Annotated in this window: 24 protein-coding genes; 1 reads left to right on the top strand and 23 read right to left on the bottom strand. The window is 62.1% G+C overall.

Going from position 1 to position 17,201, the window contains the following annotated elements:
* From rpsH to ACGLHR_RS02245, 19 genes are all read right to left on the bottom strand, one after another.
* Nucleotides 1-396, bottom strand: coding sequence for a 30S ribosomal protein S8 (rpsH, locus tag ACGLHR_RS02155; protein WP_006160454.1), 396 nt, complete (start codon nt 394-396; stop codon nt 1-3).
* Between the two features lie 27 nt (nt 397-423).
* Nucleotides 424-729, bottom strand: a complete 306-nt coding sequence (rpsN, locus tag ACGLHR_RS02160; RefSeq protein ID WP_006160456.1) for a 30S ribosomal protein S14 — start codon at nt 727-729, stop codon at nt 424-426.
* Between the two features lie 9 nt (nt 730-738).
* Complete coding sequence (gene rplE, locus ACGLHR_RS02165) at nt 739-1,281, bottom strand: 50S ribosomal protein L5 (RefSeq protein WP_006160458.1); 543 nt, start codon at nt 1,279-1,281, stop codon at nt 739-741.
* 25 nt (nt 1,282-1,306) lie between these two features.
* The gene (rplX, locus tag ACGLHR_RS02170) at nt 1,307-1,615 is read right to left on the bottom strand and encodes a 50S ribosomal protein L24 (protein WP_043350346.1); all 309 of its coding nucleotides are present in this window, start codon (nt 1,613-1,615) and stop codon (nt 1,307-1,309) included.
* A 9-nt stretch (nt 1,616-1,624) separates the two neighbouring features.
* A complete protein-coding gene (gene rplN, locus ACGLHR_RS02175) occupies nt 1,625-1,993 on the bottom strand; it encodes a 50S ribosomal protein L14 (protein WP_017225233.1) in 369 nt (122 codons plus the stop codon).
* 276 nt (nt 1,994-2,269) lie between these two features.
* The gene (rpsQ, locus tag ACGLHR_RS02180; protein WP_006160462.1) at nt 2,270-2,548 is read right to left on the bottom strand and encodes a 30S ribosomal protein S17; all 279 of its coding nucleotides are present in this window, start codon (nt 2,546-2,548) and stop codon (nt 2,270-2,272) included.
* Entirely contained in the window at nt 2,545-2,739 is a 195-nt protein-coding gene (rpmC, locus tag ACGLHR_RS02185; RefSeq protein WP_006160464.1) for a 50S ribosomal protein L29, read from the bottom strand. The genes rpsQ and rpmC overlap by 4 nt, the downstream gene beginning before the upstream one ends.
* An 11-nt stretch (nt 2,740-2,750) precedes the next feature.
* The gene (gene rplP / locus ACGLHR_RS02190) at nt 2,751-3,167 is read right to left on the bottom strand and encodes a 50S ribosomal protein L16 (RefSeq protein ID WP_006160465.1); all 417 of its coding nucleotides are present in this window, start codon (nt 3,165-3,167) and stop codon (nt 2,751-2,753) included.
* 2 nt (nt 3,168-3,169) lie between these two features.
* Nucleotides 3,170-3,976 (bottom strand): 30S ribosomal protein S3, encoded by an 807-nt coding sequence (gene rpsC / locus ACGLHR_RS02195; RefSeq protein WP_400091594.1) that lies wholly within the window; start codon nt 3,974-3,976, stop codon nt 3,170-3,172.
* A gap of 9 nt (nt 3,977-3,985) precedes the next feature.
* On the bottom strand, nt 3,986-4,315 hold the full coding sequence (gene rplV / locus ACGLHR_RS02200; protein ID WP_006160469.1) for a 50S ribosomal protein L22: 330 nt from the start codon (nt 4,313-4,315) through the stop codon (nt 3,986-3,988).
* Nucleotides 4,316-4,324: 9 nt separating this feature from the next.
* Entirely contained in the window at nt 4,325-4,600 is a 276-nt protein-coding gene (gene rpsS / locus ACGLHR_RS02205) for a 30S ribosomal protein S19 (protein ID WP_006160471.1), read from the bottom strand.
* Between the two features lie 21 nt (nt 4,601-4,621).
* Complete coding sequence (gene rplB / locus ACGLHR_RS02210; RefSeq protein ID WP_043350353.1) at nt 4,622-5,452, bottom strand: 50S ribosomal protein L2; 831 nt, start codon at nt 5,450-5,452, stop codon at nt 4,622-4,624.
* Nucleotides 5,453-5,454: 2 nt separating this feature from the next.
* A complete protein-coding gene (gene rplW, locus ACGLHR_RS02215; protein ID WP_006160473.1) occupies nt 5,455-5,769 on the bottom strand; it encodes a 50S ribosomal protein L23 in 315 nt (104 codons plus the stop codon).
* The gene (gene rplD, locus ACGLHR_RS02220; protein WP_006160474.1) at nt 5,766-6,386 is read right to left on the bottom strand and encodes a 50S ribosomal protein L4; all 621 of its coding nucleotides are present in this window, start codon (nt 6,384-6,386) and stop codon (nt 5,766-5,768) included. The genes rplW and rplD overlap by 4 nt, the downstream gene beginning before the upstream one ends.
* Before the next feature lie 11 nt (nt 6,387-6,397).
* Nucleotides 6,398-7,048 carry a 50S ribosomal protein L3 gene (gene rplC, locus ACGLHR_RS02225; RefSeq protein ID WP_267604574.1) on the bottom strand — a complete coding sequence of 217 codons (651 nt, stop codon included), beginning with the start codon at nt 7,046-7,048 and terminating at the stop codon, nt 6,398-6,400.
* 334 nt (nt 7,049-7,382) lie between these two features.
* Complete coding sequence (locus ACGLHR_RS02230) at nt 7,383-7,874, bottom strand: flavin reductase family protein (RefSeq protein ID WP_400091595.1); 492 nt, start codon at nt 7,872-7,874, stop codon at nt 7,383-7,385.
* A gap of 1 nt (nt 7,875) precedes the next feature.
* On the bottom strand, nt 7,876-9,117 hold the full coding sequence (locus ACGLHR_RS02235) for a styrene monooxygenase/indole monooxygenase family protein (RefSeq protein WP_400091597.1): 1,242 nt from the start codon (nt 9,115-9,117) through the stop codon (nt 7,876-7,878).
* A 53-nt stretch (nt 9,118-9,170) separates the two neighbouring features.
* Nucleotides 9,171-9,959, bottom strand: a complete 789-nt coding sequence (locus ACGLHR_RS02240; RefSeq protein WP_400091599.1) for an SDR family oxidoreductase — start codon at nt 9,957-9,959, stop codon at nt 9,171-9,173.
* A gap of 144 nt (nt 9,960-10,103) precedes the next feature.
* Nucleotides 10,104-11,339 carry a dienelactone hydrolase family protein gene (locus tag ACGLHR_RS02245; protein WP_400091600.1) on the bottom strand — a complete coding sequence of 412 codons (1,236 nt, stop codon included), beginning with the start codon at nt 11,337-11,339 and terminating at the stop codon, nt 10,104-10,106.
* A gap of 238 nt (nt 11,340-11,577) precedes the next feature.
* Between ACGLHR_RS02245 and ACGLHR_RS02250 the strand changes: the two genes are divergently transcribed.
* The gene (locus ACGLHR_RS02250; protein ID WP_400091602.1) at nt 11,578-12,591 is read left to right on the top strand and encodes an AraC family transcriptional regulator; all 1,014 of its coding nucleotides are present in this window, start codon (nt 11,578-11,580) and stop codon (nt 12,589-12,591) included.
* 103 nt (nt 12,592-12,694) lie between these two features.
* Here ACGLHR_RS02250 and rpsJ read toward each other — a convergent pair whose 3' ends face one another.
* The 4 genes from rpsJ to rpsG form a co-directional block, all read right to left on the bottom strand.
* Complete coding sequence (gene rpsJ / locus ACGLHR_RS02255; RefSeq protein WP_006160488.1) at nt 12,695-13,003, bottom strand: 30S ribosomal protein S10; 309 nt, start codon at nt 13,001-13,003, stop codon at nt 12,695-12,697.
* 94 nt (nt 13,004-13,097) lie between these two features.
* Nucleotides 13,098-14,288, bottom strand: coding sequence for an elongation factor Tu (gene tuf / locus ACGLHR_RS02260; protein WP_267604579.1), 1,191 nt, complete (start codon nt 14,286-14,288; stop codon nt 13,098-13,100).
* A gap of 77 nt (nt 14,289-14,365) precedes the next feature.
* On the bottom strand, nt 14,366-16,468 hold the full coding sequence (fusA, locus tag ACGLHR_RS02265) for an elongation factor G (protein WP_174424950.1): 2,103 nt from the start codon (nt 16,466-16,468) through the stop codon (nt 14,366-14,368).
* A gap of 117 nt (nt 16,469-16,585) precedes the next feature.
* The gene (gene rpsG, locus ACGLHR_RS02270) at nt 16,586-17,056 is read right to left on the bottom strand and encodes a 30S ribosomal protein S7 (RefSeq protein ID WP_035876146.1); all 471 of its coding nucleotides are present in this window, start codon (nt 17,054-17,056) and stop codon (nt 16,586-16,588) included.
* Between the last annotated feature and the right edge of the window lie 145 nt (nt 17,057-17,201).

The following is a 17,201-nucleotide window of genomic DNA, read 5'->3' on the forward strand; positions in this document are numbered from 1 at the left end:
TTACGCGACGTAGCAAAGAACTTCGCCGCCCACGCCAGTGGCACGTGCCTTGCGATCGGTCATCAGACCCTGCGGGGTCGAGATGATTGCGACGCCGAGGCCGTTCATCACTTGGGGGATGTCGCTGCGGCCCTTGTACACGCGCAGACCAGGCTTCGAGACGCGCTCAATGCGCTCGATGACCGGACGGCCAGCGTAGTACTTCAGACCGATGCTCAGTTGTGCCTTGCCGCCTTCTTCTTTCACGGCGTAGTCGTCGATGTAGCCTTCGTCCTTAAGGACCTTGGCGATTGCCACTTTCAGCTTCGACGACGGCATGACAACCGACACTTTCTGCACGCCTTGGGCGTTGCGGATGCGCGTCAGCATATCGGCGATAGGATCGCTCATGCTCATACTGTTTCTCCTGTAGCCTGTGCGTAATTACCAGCTGGCTTTCGTCAGACCCGGGATTTCGCCACGGAAGGCGATTTCACGGATCTTATTACGCGCCAGGCCAAACTTGCGGAAGGTACCGCGGGGACGACCGGTGATCGCGCAGCGGTTACGCTGGCGAGTCGGGTTCGCGTTGCGCGGGAGCTGCTGCAGCTCGAGACGCGCGCTATAACGCTCTTCTTCCGACTTCTCTTGGTCGTCGATAATGGCCTTGAGGGTCGCACGCTTGTCGGCATACTTTGCCACGAGCCTAGCGCGCTTCTTCTCACGTTCAATCAGAGCCAATTTAGCCACGGTTACCCCTTAATTACGGAACGGGAACTTGAATGCTGCGAGGAGGGCCTTGGCTTCCTCGTCATTCTTCGCCGTCGTCGTGATGCTGATGTTCAGACCACGCAGTGCGTCGATCTTGTCGTACTCGATTTCGGGGAAAATGATCTGCTCTTTCACACCGATGTTGTAGTTGCCACGACCATCGAACGAGCGGCCCGAAACACCACGGAAGTCACGAACGCGCGGCAGGGCCACGGTCACGAGACGATCCAGGAATTCGAACATGCGTTCGCCGCGCAGCGTCACCATCGCGCCGATGGGATAACCCTGGCGGATCTTGAAGCCGGCGATTGCCTTCTTGGCCTTGGTCACCACCGGCTTTTGGCCGGCGATCTTGGTCAGGTCGCCCACGGCCAGCTCAATGACCTTCTTGTCATTGATGGCTTCGCCAAGGCCCATGTTCAGGGTGATCTTGGTGATACGCGGCACTTCCATGACCGACTTGAAGCCGAACTGTTCGATCAGCTTCGGTACTACTTGTTCTTTGTAAAACTCTTGCAGACGTGCAGTCATGCTCAACTCCTATCTGTGCCCAGAATCAAGCTGCCACGACGGCACCGGTGGTCTTCAGCACGCGTACACGCTTGCCGTCTTCCACCTTGATACCGACGCGCGACGGCTTGCCATTGGCATCCACGAGCGCAACGTTAGAAATATGCAGCGGCATGACCTTGTCGACCACACCACCGGTGGTGCCCAGCATGGGGTTCGGACGTGCGTGCTTCTTAGCCACGTTGACGCCTTCCACCACAACCTTCTCGCCGAGCATGGCTTGCACGGTGCCGCGCTTGCCCTTGTCTTTTCCGGTCAGGACGATGACTTCGTCGCCTTTACGAATCTTGTTCATGGCGGCTCCTTACAGCACTTCCGGCGCGAGCGACACGATCTTCATGAAGCGCTCGGTACGGAGTTCACGAGTCACCGGCCCGAAAATACGGGTGCCGATCGGCTCGAGCTTGGTGTTCAGCAAGACAGCGGCATTGCTGTCGAACTTGACGAGCGAACCATCAGCGCGACGTACGCCCTTGGCGGTACGCACGACGACGGCGTTGTAAATATCGCCCTTCTTCACGCGACCGCGCGGCGCTGCGTCCTTAACGGTCACCTTGATGATGTCGCCCACGCTCGCATAGCGGCGCTTGGACCCACCCAGCACTTTGATGCACAGCACTTCGCGCGCACCAGTGTTATCGGCTACTTCGAGCCGGCTTTCTGTCTGAATCATGGTGTTATCTTCCCAACTTAATCCACCGGGCAACGCCCGCCGGTCAGTCTTGGTCCCGTCAGCCCCTGGCTTTGCGCCAGCAACCGTTTGGGTTGATCAACTTTGAAGTCGGTAGTTACCAGGCGGCCTGAACATGGTTAATCAGGAGCCGCTCGGCTAGGTTCGCTTCACCGATTCGCCGGGGTGATACAACTAAGGCGAATGCAACAAAGCGGAAGTCCAGGATTATAGCACATAACCCTGGACTCGCAAGTCAACCGAAAACCGTGTGGTTTTTTAGATGACGCGCGCAGCTTCGACCAGACGGGAAACCACCCAGGACTTGGTCCGCGACAGCGGACGCGTTTCCTGGATCTCGACCTTGTCGCCTTCCTTGTACTGGTTGGCTTCGTCGTGTGCGTGGTACTTCTTGGAACGCAGCACGTACTTGCCGTACAGAGGATGCTTGACGCGGTTTTCGATCAAGACCGTGACGGTCTTGTCCATCTTGTCGCTAACTACCCGACCGACCAGCGTGCGGCGAAGCGACGATTCCGTTTGTGCAGTTTCAGTCATTTCGAGGTCGCCTTTTCGTTCAGCACGGTTTGCACCCGCGCGATGTCCTTGCGCACCTTCTTCAGCTGGCTGGTGTTCTGCAGCTGTTGGGTGGCCTTTTGCATGCGCAGGCTAAATTGGGCCTTCAGCAGCTCGGAGAGCTCCTGGTTCAGCCCTGCGGCATCTTTGCCGCGAAGTTCGGATGCTTTCATCCCTGCTCTCCTTACGTCCCGACCTGGCGCACCACGAAATTGGTAGCGATCGGCAGCTTGGCGGCCGCGAGGCGGAACGCCTCACGAGCCAGCTCTTCCGTCACGCCATCCATTTCGTACAGCATCTTGCCCGGCTGGATTTCTGCCACGTAGTATTCCGGATTACCCTTACCGTTACCCATACGGACTTCGGCGGGCTTCTTCGAGATCGGCTTGTCCGGGAAAATCCGGATCCAGATGCGGCCGCCACGCTTGATGTGACGGGTCATCGCACGACGTGCCGACTCGATCTGACGAGCCGTCAGACGACCACGGCCCATCGCCTTCAGGCCGAATTCGCCGAAAGACACGGCGTTGCCACGGGTAGCTTTACCCGTGTTGCGGCCTTTCTGCTCCTTGCGATATTTTCTGCGCTTAGGTTGCAGCATCGTTATTCTCCACTCTTCGCATCTGCGCCAGGAGCGCGGCGACCTGCACCGGCACCCGCGCCACCGCGGCGGTTGCCACCCGGACGGCCGCCTTCGCCTTCACGGCGACGACCATCAGGACGACCACCCGGGCGACGACGACGATCGTCTTGCGGCTCTTCCACCACCGGCGCTTCGTTGCGGCCGAGGTGATCACCCTTGTAGACCCACACCTTGACACCGATGATGCCGTAGGTGGTTTCTGCTTCGGAGAAGCCGTAGTCGATGTCGGCGCGCAGGGTGTGCAGGGGCACACGGCCTTCGCGATACCACTCGGTACGTGCGATTTCGATGCCGTTCAGACGACCGGCGCTCATGATCTTGATGCCTTGGGCACCGAGGCGCATCGCGTTCTGCATCGCGCGCTTCATTGCGCGGCGGAACATGATACGGCGCTCGAGCTGCTGGGTGATCGAGTCGGCGATCAGCTGCGCATCGGTTTCCGGCTTGCGGATTTCCTCGATGTTCACGTGCACGGGCACACCCATGCGGCGTTGCAGCTCGGCCTTGAGCAGTTCGATGTCCTCACCCTTCTTGCCGATCACCACGCCCGGACGCGAGCTATAAATGGTGAGACGTGCATTGCGGGCGGGGCGCTCGATCACGACGCGGCCAACCGAAGCGTTCTTGAGCTTCTTCTTCAGAAACTCGCGAACTTCGATGTCTTCCTTCAGCATGCCGGCGAACTTCGTGTTGTTGGCGTACCAACGCGAAGCCCAGTTACGGCTGACGGCCAGACGGAAGCCAGTCGGATGAATCTTCTGTCCCATCGTGACTCCTTAGTTGCCGAGCGTCACAGTGATGTGACAAGTTTGTTTCTCGATGCGGTTGCCGCGGCCCTTTGCTCGTGCCGTGAAACGCTTGAGCGAGGTTGCCTTGTCGACGAAGATGGTCTTGACCTTCAGTTCGTCGATGTCGGCGCCTTCATTGTGCTCGGCGTTGGCGATGGCCGATTCGACCACCTTCTTCACGATGACGGCCGCCTTTTTCGGGCTGAACGTCAGGACGTTGAGCGCGCGTTCGATCGGCAGACCGCGGATCTGGTCAGCGACCAGGCGCGTTTTCTGGGCGGAGATGCGGGCACCGCGATGAATCGCTTTCACTTCCATGATGGCACCTTACCTCTTCGCTTTCTTGTCAGCCGCGTGGCCCTTGAACGTACGCGTGAGCGCAAATTCACCGAGCTTGTGGCCAACCATGTTTTCCGAAACATACACCGGCACGTGTTGACGGCCGTTATGTACGGCGATCGTCAGGCCGATGAAGTCCGGCAGAATGGTCGAGCGACGCGACCAAGTCTTGATGGGCTTCTTGTCCTTGCCGGCTGAGGCCGCTTCCACCTTTTTCAGCAGGTGGGCGTCACAGAACGGACCCTTTTTTGCGGAACGTGTCATGTCTAGGCTCCTACCTACCGATTAACGCTTGTGGCGGCGCTGCACGATCATGCTGGCAGTGCGCTTGTTGCTGCGGGTACGGTAACCCTTGGCCGGGGTACCCCAAGGCGAAACGGGGTCACGACCAGCAGCGGTCTTGCCTTCACCACCACCGTGCGGGTGGTCCACCGGGTTCATCACAACGCCGCGAACCGTCGGGCGGATACCGCGCCAACGATTTGCACCGGCCTTGCCGATGACGCGCAGGCTATGCTCTTCGTTACCGACTTCACCAATGGTGGCGCGGCATTCGATGTGAACGCGACGCACTTCACCGGAGCGCAGGCGAACCTGAGCGTAGATGCCTTCACGAGCCAGCAGCACAGCGGAACCGCCAGCGGCGCGAGCGATCTGAGCGCCCTTGCCCGGCAGCATTTCCACGCAGTGGATGGTGGTACCAACCGGAATGTTGCGGATCGGCAGGTTGTTACCCGACTTGATCGCAGCTTCCGAGCCGTTCATCAACGCTTGGCCAACTACCATGCCCTTGGTGGCAATGATGTAGCGGCGCTCGCCGTCGGCGAACAGCACCAGCGCGATATTGGCGCTGCGGTTCGGATCGTATTCCAGGCGCTCGACCTTGGCGGCAATGCCGTCCTTGTCGTTGCGCTTGAAGTCGACCACGCGGTAATGGTGCTTATGACCACCGCCCTTGTGGCGGGTGGTGATGTGACCGTTGTTGTTACGGCCCGACTTCTGGAATTGCTTTTCCAGCAGCGGAGCGTGGGGCGCGCCCTTGTGCAGGTTGTGATTAACAACCTTTACCATGGAGCGACGGCCCGGGGACGTCGGCTTGGTCTTGACGAGTGCCATGATTACTTGGCCTCCGCTTCAAAATTGATTTCCTGACCCGGCTTGAGCGAAACGTAAGCCTTCTTCACGTGGTTGCGACGCCCCATGAATCGGCCAAAACGCTTTTGCTTGCCCTTTTGGTTCAGGATCTGAACGGACTGCACCTCGACCTTGAACAGCAGTTCGACTGCCGCCTTCACGTCTGCCTTGTTGGCATCGCGAGCGACTTCGAACACGACTTGTTCGTTCTTGTCGGCGACCAGGGTTGCCTTTTCGGAAACCACCGGCGCGAGCAGCACCTGCATCAAACGATGATCGTTCTTGGCTACTTGCGTCATTTCAGCAACTCCTCGATCTGCGCGACGGCCGCCTTGGTCACCAGCACCTTCTTGTAGTGCACGAGCGACAGCGGGTCAGCCTGGCGCGGCTCGACAACCGCCACGTGCGGCAGATTGCGCGAAGCCAGGTAGAGGTTCTCGTCGAGGCTGTCGGTGATGATCAGCACCGAGTCCAGGCCCATGGCCTTGAACTTGTCGGCCAAGAGCTTGGTCTTGGGCGCATCGACGGTGAAACCGTCCACCACGTTGATACGACCTTCACGTGCGAGCTGCGAGTAAATCGAGCGCATACCGGCACGGAACATCTTCTTGTTGACCTTCTGCGTGAAGTTCTCTTCCGGCGAATTCGGGAAGATACGGCCGCCCCCGCGCCACAGCGGCGAGGAAGACATACCGGCACGGGCGCGACCCGTACCCTTCTGGCGCCAAGGCTTCTTGGTCGTGTGCTTGACCTCTTCACGGTCCTTCTGCTTACGGTTACCGCTGCGAGCGTTAGCCTGGTAAGCGACGACGACTTGGTGAACGAGGGCTTCGTTGTAGTCACGGCCGAAGACTTCGGGCGAGGCGTCAACGCCTGCACCGATCTGGCCATTGTCCTGGAGGAGCTTGAGTTCCATTGATTCGCTCCTTAAGCTTTGGCTTTGGCCTTGACGGCCGGGGTAACGATAACCTTGCCGCCCTTGGAGCCGGGAATGGCGCCCTTGACCAGCAGCAGCTTGCGCTCTGCGTCGATCTTGGCGATTTCCAGGTTCTGGACGGTGCGGGTGACGTCACCCAGATGGCCAGTCATGCGCTTGCCGGGGAACACACGGCCCGGATCCTGCGCCATACCGATGGAACCCGGCACGTTGTGCGAACGCGAGTTACCGTGGGTGGCACGACCCGATGCGAAATGGTGGCGCTTGATGGTACCGGCGTAGCCCTTACCGATGGTCACGCCCTGGACGTCGATCTTCTGACCGACTTCGAACAGGTCGACCGACAGCGTACCGCCGGCTTGCAGTTCGCCAGCCTTAGCGGCATCGATGCGGAATTCGCGGATGATTTCACCAGCTTCAACACCTGCTTTGGCGAGGTGACCTGCCAAAGGCTTGGTGACGCGGCTAGCGCGGCGTGCGCCGAAAGTGACTTGAACCGAGGTATAACCGTCGGTCTCGTCCGTCTTGATTTGTGTCACGCGGTTGTCGCCGACCTCGACCACGGTAACGGGAATTGAATCGCCGTCGTCCGTGAAAATACGGGTCATGCCAACCTTGCGACCTACAAGGCCAAGGCTCATGGTTTGCTCCATTCCCAGCTGCGATTGGCCGGGGCTGATTAAATACACGAAAACAGTGTTTGCAGTGCGGGGCTTGCGCTGAAGAAGACTGCGCGCGGCCAAATTGGCCAGCCCACTACCCATAGACAAACGGGTAGCCTTACACTATATCCCAGCGGTTTGGAAAGAGCAAGCGTGGTCTGGGAAGTTGGGGTCTGGACGCGGGCGGGTGTTGTTTTGCGATGTTTGCACTTGGCGCCGGCGCTCTGCGATGCGATTTTCGGGGCCGTTAGCGGGGTTGCTAGCGGCTGTATCGACACTTGATGTCCGCATCCAAGTGCCGATACGGCCTCCGTTACCGCCCTACCCTTACGAATTCCCCGCCGAAGAACACCAACGGTTCGCCTTCCCCCACTTCAAATCCCTCCACCGCCCCGACGATCAGCAAGTGATCGCCCACCACGTCGGCACGCTCCACCCTGCACGCCAGCGTGGCCAGCGCCTCGTCCAGGTAGGGCACGCCGCGCTCGCAGCGCCGATGGGGGACGCCAGCAAACTTGTCCTCCGCCGGCGTGGCAAAACGGCGCGCCAGCTCGCCATGTCCCGCCTGCAGGATGCTGACGCCAAAGTGCTTGCCGACGGCAAAGTGCCCGGCATTCGGTGAATGCAGCGCCAGGCTCCACAAGACCAGCGGTGGCGCCAGCGACAGCGAGGCGAAGGAGTTGATGGTCAGGCCGATAGGGCGACCCTCGGCGCCGCACGCCCCGATGACCGCCACGCCGGTGGCGTAACGGCCACAGGCCCGGCGCAGCGCCCTCGTATCCAGCACAGCGCATGCGGCTTCCATTTCAGGCAGCCTGCGGCAGATGCTGGTCGATCAACTGCTGGCACGCAGCGGGATCGGCCCACCAGGGAAAGAAGTCCGGCGGGTTGTCAAAGCCATTGGCAATGCGTCCGGCCAGCGCCGGCGCATGGCCAGCCGCGCCCAGCAACGCCAGGATATGCGGCGGCGGCGGAGTGAGCAGGGAATTGGTCCAGTTCACCACGTCGCCGGCGTATTGCCAGTAACGCGCGAACGTCTGCTCCATCCAGCCCGCGTCGAACGCGCGATCGCCATGCGCGACGATGGCATCGAGATACACCCTGCAGCACTTGGCGGCGTTGTTTGAGCCCTGCCCCGTGATGGGGTCGTTGACGACTACGGCGTCGGCCATGCCGAACACAAGCCTGCCCGAGGGCAAGGTCATGACCGGACGGCGCACGGTTGGGGCGAAGCGGCCGGCGAGTATGCCTTGCGCGTCGGTCAGGGTCACCGCATCACAGCGCTCGGCCTCCCACGGGAGCCACGTGCGCAGGATGCGCATGCTCTCGGCGAGGTGCTGCTCCGGCGAGCGTGGCTCCGCCCAGCGGTCCATCGGGCCACCGGGTATGCCCTCGAACACCATGATCTCGCAGGGTCCGGACAGCGTCAGGGCCGGGAAGACGAAGTATTCGCCAATGCCGGGAATCAGGTTGAAGCAAACCCGCGAGAACGGGGTCCGCGGCGTCATGCCGTTCACATAGGTCAGGGCCAGCGAGCGCTGCGGCGCGCTAAAGGGACTGCGCGTGGCGTCACGCTCGAAACGGCTGATGATCTCGCCCTTGCCGGCCGCGAGCAGCACGAGATCATGCTCGCGCGCCAGCGCTTCCAGCTCATCGATGCCGGCATCGGCGATGCGCAGGTCGCCGCCGCGTTGCGCGAAGGCCTCCATCCAGGCGGGCATCTTGAGACGCTGGTCCACTGCCTGGGCTGCCCGGTCGAGTGGGGCTGCCCAATCGATGAGTTTGGCCCCTGGCTGCTCCGGATGCGGAATCGCCAGACCGATCCCTTCCACGGGCGGGCACGTGTCGTCCCACCAGCTAAGGCCAAGCTCCCGCTCGGTCTGCAGTGCACGGTCGAACATGCACTGGCTGGACATGACCTTGCCCGCCCGGACCTGGTCCGGCGTGCGATTGGTCATCAGCGTGACCCGGTAACCCTTGGCTTGCAGGCCGAGGGCCATCTGCAGGCCGGACTGGCCCGCGCCGACGATGGCAATGCGTTGGCTCATGGCAATCTCCTACTTGAAGTTCAGCGTGGAAATCGAAGTCCTGGCGCGCGGCGTCAGCCGGCCAGGCGCGGGATGGCAGGGACGTTTTGCTCCGGCCCCATTGCCGAGTAGCCGCCGTCCACCGCGTAGTCGGCGCCGGTGACAAAGCTGGCATGGTCCGAGCAGAGGAACAGCACGACCTGGGCCACTTCATCGGGCTCGCCCACGCGGCCCAGCAGGTGGAAGTCCGCCGCCACGCGATCGGTGCGCTCGCGGTTGCCGCCGCTGACCTCATCCATCAGCCGGCACCAGGTCCAGCCCGGCGAGACCGCGTTGACGCGGATCCGATCCGGCGCGAGGTCCATCGCCATGCTGCGGGTAAGCTGCCGGATTGCCGCCTTGGAGGCCGGATAAAGCCAGCGTCCGGTCTGCGCCACATTGGCCGAGATGCTGGTGAAGTTGACGATCGCGCCGCCGCCGCGTGCGCGCATTCCATCGTGGACGGCCTGGGCCAGGATCACGCTGGAGACTACGTTGACGTCGAGCGCGGTGAGCCAGTCACGGCGGTTCGACTTGAAACCGTCGTCGAGATAGGTGCAGGCCAGGTTGATGAGGTAGTCGATGCCGCCGAAGTGCCGCGCCACCTGTGCGACGGCCACCGCCACCTGGGTGTCGTCGGTGATGTCGGTGCGGATGAAGATCGCGCGTTGGCCTAGTTCGGCGGCAACGCGCTCGCCGCCGGCGGTATCGATATCGAGTATCGCCACTCGCGTTCCGGCCTCCACGAAGGCCTTCGCGACTCCCGCGCCGATTAGCGTGGCGCCACCGCTGACGATGGCAACCTTGTCCTGCAGTCCTTTCATGACGTTGTCTCCTTGTATTCGGTGCGTTGCCCGTGCGCCTTGGGGGCCATCCGGCGCCGTAGGCGCAGCGGTACCCGAGGCGCGTGCCGGGCCCGCCCCTTTTGCTTGATGACGTCGATATACCGGGGCGCGTATGCGCCCGGATTACTTGCCCTCGCTCTCCTGCCAGCGCGCCATCAGCGTGTTGGAGGGCAGCGCTTCGTCGAGCAGCTTGCGCGCGGTCTCGACACCGGCCACGGGCAGGCCGGCGGGATCGAGCTTGCCGATCTGCACCAGCACGCTCGCCTGGTCCCAGTAGATGTGCTCGTGGTACAGCTTGTCCCCGCGGAACTTGACGATCGCGATGAGGGGGATCTCCACGCGTTTGCCGGTAGGCGCCACGCCCGGCAGCATCCAGTCGACCTCGCAGGTATGCGTGAAGCAGAACAGCATCTCGTCGACGATCTGGCTGGCACCCACGGTGCGCGACAGCGGGATCAGCGTCGTATCGGGCGGATTGCTGTTGACGAAGTGGTTCTGGTAGAAGCGCTTGAGCTGCCGGTGGCCGACGCCGCCGGTCATGGTCGGGATATGATTGACATACGGCTCGGCCACCATCGTCGCCATGGTGGCGTCGACATCGCGGGTGGCGAATTCGTATTCGCAGTGCTTGTCCCAGAGGGCCGAGAAGTCGTAGTGCGGCCCCATCTCTGCGCGCAGCGCGGCAATCGAGCGCTGATGCGCCATCAGCGCCGAGGGGCGGTCGAAATGCTCGCCACCGGTGCGCGCGAACGCGTGGTCGACGCCCGGATAAACGTACAGCTCGATACCGTCCTTGCCGCCAAGGGCTGCGCGGATCTGCGCTTGCGCCTCGGGTGGGCAAAAGCCGTCGCGCTCGGCCACGTGCAGCACCAGCCGTCCCTGGATATCGGCCGCCTCGTCCAGCGCGCGCTCGATGCCGACGCCGTAGTACGCCACAGCACAGGCCACACCGTCCAGGCGGCAAGCAGCCAGATAGGCGAGCTTGCCACCCAGGCAAAAGCCAAGCACCCCGGTCTGGCCCACGCATTCGGGGCGGGCGCGCAGCGCGTCCAGGGCCGCACCGACATCCTTGACGCCGAGGGCCTCATCGAAGCGCTGATACAAGCCCAAGGCGCGCTGGAAGTCCTCGCCGCGATCGCCCAGTTCGATGCCAGGGGCGATGCGCCAGAACAGGTCCGGCACCAGCACCGTGTAGCCTTCCTCGGCGTAGTAGTCCGCCGCGGCGCGCATGGTGGCGTTGACGCCGAAGATTTCCTGGCACAACACAATGCCGGGCCCCTTGCCCGCTGCGGGCGTGGCGAGGTAGGCGCTGAACGTGCCGCTACCGTCGGCGGCGTGGATCTGGATGGTCTGGCCCATGGGCTGCGTTCCTTTGTTTTGGGGGATGGGGCTACCGTGCTGGATTCCATCATGGGCGATCCGCACCGCAGCAAGCTAGCCGCGGGCTGCAGCGGCTATCCGATTAGTGCAGGAAAATACCGGTGCGGGCAAGGGGCGCCGGGAAGCGATCCACTATAGTGGTGTGAAGGAATCCGCCCGCAGGCTGGCCGGGCTCAACGTACGAAGCGGCGCGCCAATGACGCCGAGGAGCGAGACAATGCCGCAGCCCCCCGCGGCCACGGCCACCGAGCCGCTGGCAGGCGCCCTGCTATCCGACCCCGCCCGGCTGGTCTTCGCCTCGACCGACCAGGCCCAGACGCGCGCAGCGGTGGGTACGGTTTTCAAGCCGCACAAGCTCACCATCGGCGGCACGACGCTGGCTGCCCGCATGCATCATGCGCCGCTTGGCGCCGTGTCGTTCAACCGGCTGGCCTATGGCGCGGAGGTCCAGATCGAGCCTGGGCCGCTTGATGATTTCCTGCTTGTGCAGATGCCGCTGGCGGGCCATGCCCAGATCCATTGCGGCCGGCAGCAGATCCTCTCCGACCGCGACACGGCCTCGGTGCTCACGCCCAGCGACCCCGTGCGGATGCGCTGGAGCCACGACAGCGACCAGTTGATCGTGCGCGTGGAGCGCGGTGCCATGGAGCGGGTATGCGCGGCGTACCTCGGCCATCGGCCGCAGGCACCGCTGCGCTTCGAGCTCGGGATGGAGTGGCGCCGCCTGGCAGCCTGGTACCAGCTGATGCACTACCTGGCGGACCTGCTCGCGCTGGCGCCGGATGCGGCGCGGCATCCGTTGACGGCTTGCCAGCTGGAGCAGCTGGTGATCGGCACGTTGTTGACGGTGCAGCCCCATAGCCTGGCGGAGGCGATGCGGGCACGGGGCAAACCCTTGGCGCCGCGTCACGTGAAGCAGGTCGAGGAATACATCCATGCCCATGCGCAGGCACCACTGACCCCGGCCCTGCTGGCGGAAGTCGCCGGCGTCAGCCTGCGCGGGCTCTATGCGGGCTTTCGGGAGCATCGGGGCATCAGCCCAATGGCCTACCTGCGCGCGGTGCGACTGGAGCGTGTTCGCCATGACCTGCTGAACGACCTGGCGATCGACTCGGTCACGGCCGCGGCCCTGCGCTGGGGCTTTGGCCACCTGGGACGCTTCAGCCTGGAATACCGCAAGAATTTCGGCGAGCCGCCGGGCCAGACGCTGCGCCGGCGCGGGCCTTCCTAGGCCGCATTGCGGTGAAATGGGAGCACAAAAACAAGAACGGCGAACCGAAGTTCGCCGTTCTTGTTTGCGCAAAACCGCTTTGGGCGGTCTTGTGCGGAATACCTTACACCTTGATTTCGACGTCGACGCCGGCCGGCAGGTCGAGCTTCATCAGTGCGTCAACGGTCTTGTCGGTAGGATCGACGATGTCCATCAGGCGCTGGTGAGTACGAATCTCGAACTGATCACGGCTCGTCTTGTTGACGTGCGGCGAACGCAGGATGTCGAAGCGCTGGATACGGGTCGGCAGGGGCACCGGGCCCTTGACGATCGCGCCGGTGCGCTTGGCGGTATCCACGATTTCGGCTGCCGACTGGTCGATCAGGCGATAGTCGAAAGCCTTCAGGCGGATACGGATCTTCTGGTTCTGCATGATATTTCCTTTAAAGAGCGATGGGCGGCTAGCGCCCTGGAACAAGGGAACTGGCCGACGGTATTGTACCGCCAGCCAGCTCCAGGAAGTTTGCTTAGTCGAGGATCTTTGCCACGACGCCGGCGCCGACGGTACGACCGCCTTCACGGATGGCGAAACGCAGGCCTTCTTCCATGGCGATCGGGGCAATCAGCTTGACCGTGATCGACACGTTGTCACCCGGCATGACCATTTCCTTGTCCTTCGGCAGCTCGATCGAGCCAGTCACGTCGGTCGTACGGAAGTAGAACTGCGGGCGGTAGTTGTTGAAGAACGGGGTGTGACGGCCGCCTTCGTCCTTCGACAAGATGTAGACCTCGCCGGTGAAGTGCGTGTGCGGCTTGATCGAACCCGGCTTGCACAGCACTTGGCCGCGCTCGACGTCTTCGCGCTTCGTGCCGCGCAGCAGCAGACCCACGTTGTCGCCAGCTTGACCTTGGTCCAGCAGCTTGCGGAACATTTCCACGCCGGTGCAGATGGTCTTGACCGTCGGCTTGATGCCCACGATTTCGATTTCTTCACCGACCTTGATGATGCCGCGCTCGATACGACCGGTCACAACCGTGCCACGGCCCGAGATCGAGAACACGTCTTCCACCGGCATCAGGAAGGTGCCGTCGATGGCACGTTCCGGCGTCGGGATGTAGGTGTCCAGCGTGTCGGCCAGGGCCAGGATCGCTTGCTCGCCCAGTTCGCCCTTGTCGCCTTCCAGTGCCAGCTTGGCCGAACCCTTGATGATCGGGGTGTCGTCGCCGGGGAATTCGTACTTGGACAAGAGCTCGCGCACTTCCATTTCGACCAGCTCGAGCAGCTCGGCGTCGTCGACCATGTCGCACTTGTTCAGGAACACGATGATGTAAGGCACGCCAACCTGGCGGGCCAGCAGGATGTGTTCGCGGGTCTGGGGCATGGGGCCGTCAGCGGCCGAGCACACCAGGATTGCGCCGTCCATCTGTGCGGCGCCCGTGATCATGTTCTTCACATAGTCAGCGTGGCCCGGGCAGTCAACGTGTGCGTAGTGGCGGTTAGCCGTTTCGTACTCGACGTGTGCGGTATTGATGGTAATACCGCGTGCCTTTTCTTCCGGCGCTGCGTCGATTTCGTCGTACTTCTTGGCCGAACCGCCAAACTTGGCTGCCAGCACCGTGGCAATTGCTGCCGTCAGGGTGGTCTTGCCATGGTCAACGTGACCGATCGTGCCAACGTTCACGTGCGGCTTAGTCCGCGAGAACTTTTCCTTTGCCATTTTTCAGCTCCTAATCGAAACCAGTATGTCGTGTTCATAGTGCCGCCGCGCACAACGCGCGGCGGCGGATTTTTTACTTACTTGCCACGTGCCGTGATCACGGCGTCGGCTACGTTCTTCGGCGCTTCAGCGTAGTGCTTGAACTCCATCGTGTACGTAGCGCGGCCTTGCGTGGCCGAACGCAGCGAGGTCGAGTAGCCGAACATCTCTGCCAGCGGAACTTCCGCGCGCAGGATCTTGCCACCGCCGACCATGTCGTCCATGCCCTGGATAATGCCGCGACGCGACGACAGATCGCCCATCACGTTACCCATGAAGTCTTCGGGCGTTTCCACTTCCACGGCCATCATCGGCTCGAGCAGCACGGGGCTTGCGCGACGCATGCCTTCCTTGAAGCCCATGGAGCCGGCCATCTTGAACGCGTTTTCGTTCGAGTCCACATCGTGGTACGAACCGAAGAACAGCGTGACCTTGACGTCGACCACCGGGAAGCCTGCCAGAACGCCGGAGTTCAGGGTGTCCTGAATGCCCTTGTCCACTGCGGGGATGTACTCGCGCGGAACCACGCCGCCCTTGATGGCGTCGACGAATTCGTAGCCCTTGCCCGGTTCTTGCGGCTCGAGCTTCAGCACCACGTGACCGTACTGGCCACGGCCGCCCGACTGCTTGACGAACTTGCCTTCCACTTCGTCGCAGGTCTTGCGGATGGTTTCGCGGTACGCAACCTGGGGCTTGCCCACGGTGGCTTCCACGCCGAATTCGCGCTTCATGCGGTCGACCAGGATTTCCAGGTGGAGCTCGCCCATGCCCGAAATGATGGTCTGGCCGGATTCTTCGTCGGTCTTGACGCGGAACGACGGATCTTCCTGTGCCAGGCGGTTCAGGGCGATGCCCATCTTTTCCTGGTCAGCCTTGGTCTTCGGCTCGACAGCCTGCGAAATCACCGGCTCCGGGAACACCATGCGTTCCAGGATGATGATGTGGTCCGGATCGCACAGCGTATCGCCCGTGGTGGCTTCTTTCAGGCCAACCGCGGCGGCGATGTCGCCTGCCAGCACTTCCTTGATTTCTTCGCGCTGGTTGGCGTGCATCTGCAGAATCCGGCCCAGGCGTTCCTTCTTGCTCTTGACCGGGTTGTAGATGGTATCGCCCGAATTGACCTTGCCCGAGTAGACGCGGAAGAAGATCAGCTGGCCGACGAACGGGTCGGTCATGATCTTGAACGCCAGAGCGGAGAACTTTTCGTCGTCCGCGGCACGGCGCGACGTTTCCTTGTCGTCGTCGTCCACGCCGGTGACCGGCGGGATGTCGACCGGCGACGGCAGGAAGTCGATCACGGCGTCCAGCATACGCTGCACGCCCTTGTTCTTGAACGCGGTGCCGCACAGCATCGGCTGGATTTCGCAGGCGATGGTACGGTCACGCAGGCCCTTGATGATCTCGGCTTCGGACAGTTCGCCCTCTTCCAGATACTTGTTCATCAGCTCTTCGTTCGACTCGGCAGCTGCCTCGACCATCTTCTCGCGCCATTCGTTGCACGAGTCGGCCAGTTCAGCCGGGATGTCCACGTAGTCGAACTTGGTGCCTTGGCTGGCCTCGTCCCAGATGATCGCTTTCATCTTGATCAGGTCGACCACACCCTTGAAGGTGTCTTCGGCGCCGATGGGCACAACGACGGGAACCGGGCTGGCCTTCAGGCGGGTCTTCAGCTGGTCGTAGACCTTGAAGAAGTTCGCGCCGGTACGGTCCATCTTGTTGACGAAGGCCAGGCGCGGCACGCCGTACTTGTTAGCCTGGCGCCAGACGGTTTCCGACTGGGGCTGCACGCCACCCACTGCGCAGTAGACCATGCATGCGCCATCCAGCACGCGCATGGAGCGCTCCACCTCAATGGTGAAGTCCACGTGGCCCGGGGTGTCGATGATGTTGATGCGGTGTTCCGGGTAATTGCCGGCCATGCCCTTCCAGAAGGCGGTGGTGGCAGCGGAGGTGATCGTGATGCCACGCTCCTGTTCCTGCTCCATCCAGTCCATGGTGGCGGCGCCATCATGCACTTCACCGATCTTGTGGTTCACACCGGTGTAGAACAGGATACGCTCGGTCGTGGTGGTTTTACCCGCGTCAATGTGAGCCGAGATACCGATATTGCGGTAGCGCTCAATGGGAGTCTTACGAGCCACTTTAATCCTCTATTCGTCCGTGAGACGCCGGCATCTCATTGCCAACGCCCGTAACACAAACGGGCGAGCGTGTGAAAACACAGCCCGCCCGGCAACCAACCGCGTAACTCGCGCGCTTTAGAAGCGGAAGTGCGAGAACGCCTTGTTGGCTTCGGCCATGCGGTGCACTTCGTCGCGCTTCTTCATCGCGCCGCCGCGGCCTTCCGCTGCTTCCAGCAGCTCACCTGCCAGGCGCAGCGCCATCGACTTCTCGCTGCGTTTTTTCGCGGCCTCGCGCAACCAACGCATCGCCAATGCCAAACGACGCGACGGACGGACTTCGACCGGAACCTGATAGTTGGCGCCGCCCACGCGACGGCTCTTCACTTCGACCACCGGCTTCACGTTGTTGATCGCAACGGAAAACACTTCAACGGGGGCCTTGCCTGCCTTCTTTTCGATCTGGTCGAACGCGCCATAAACGATACGTTCGGCAACCGACTTCTTGCCGTCCAGCATCAGGACGTTCATGAACTTGGCAACTTCAACGTTACCGAACTTCGGATCGGGCAGGATATCCCGCTTGGGGACTTCACGACGACGTGGCATCTTCTTTCCTTTAGATTCAGTTGAGAGCGCGGCAATGATTTCCCGCTCTCCGGCCACCAACTAGCTTGCCTTCCATCGAGGCAAATTCGCCGGGTGACCACTTACTCGACGGCACGGCGCGACAAACGCTCCGTTTTACCGCCGC

The sequence above is a fragment of the Cupriavidus sp. CuC1 genome (assembly GCF_044627735.1).
GTDB classification, from domain to species: domain Bacteria; phylum Pseudomonadota; class Gammaproteobacteria; order Burkholderiales; family Burkholderiaceae; genus Cupriavidus; species Cupriavidus ulmosensis.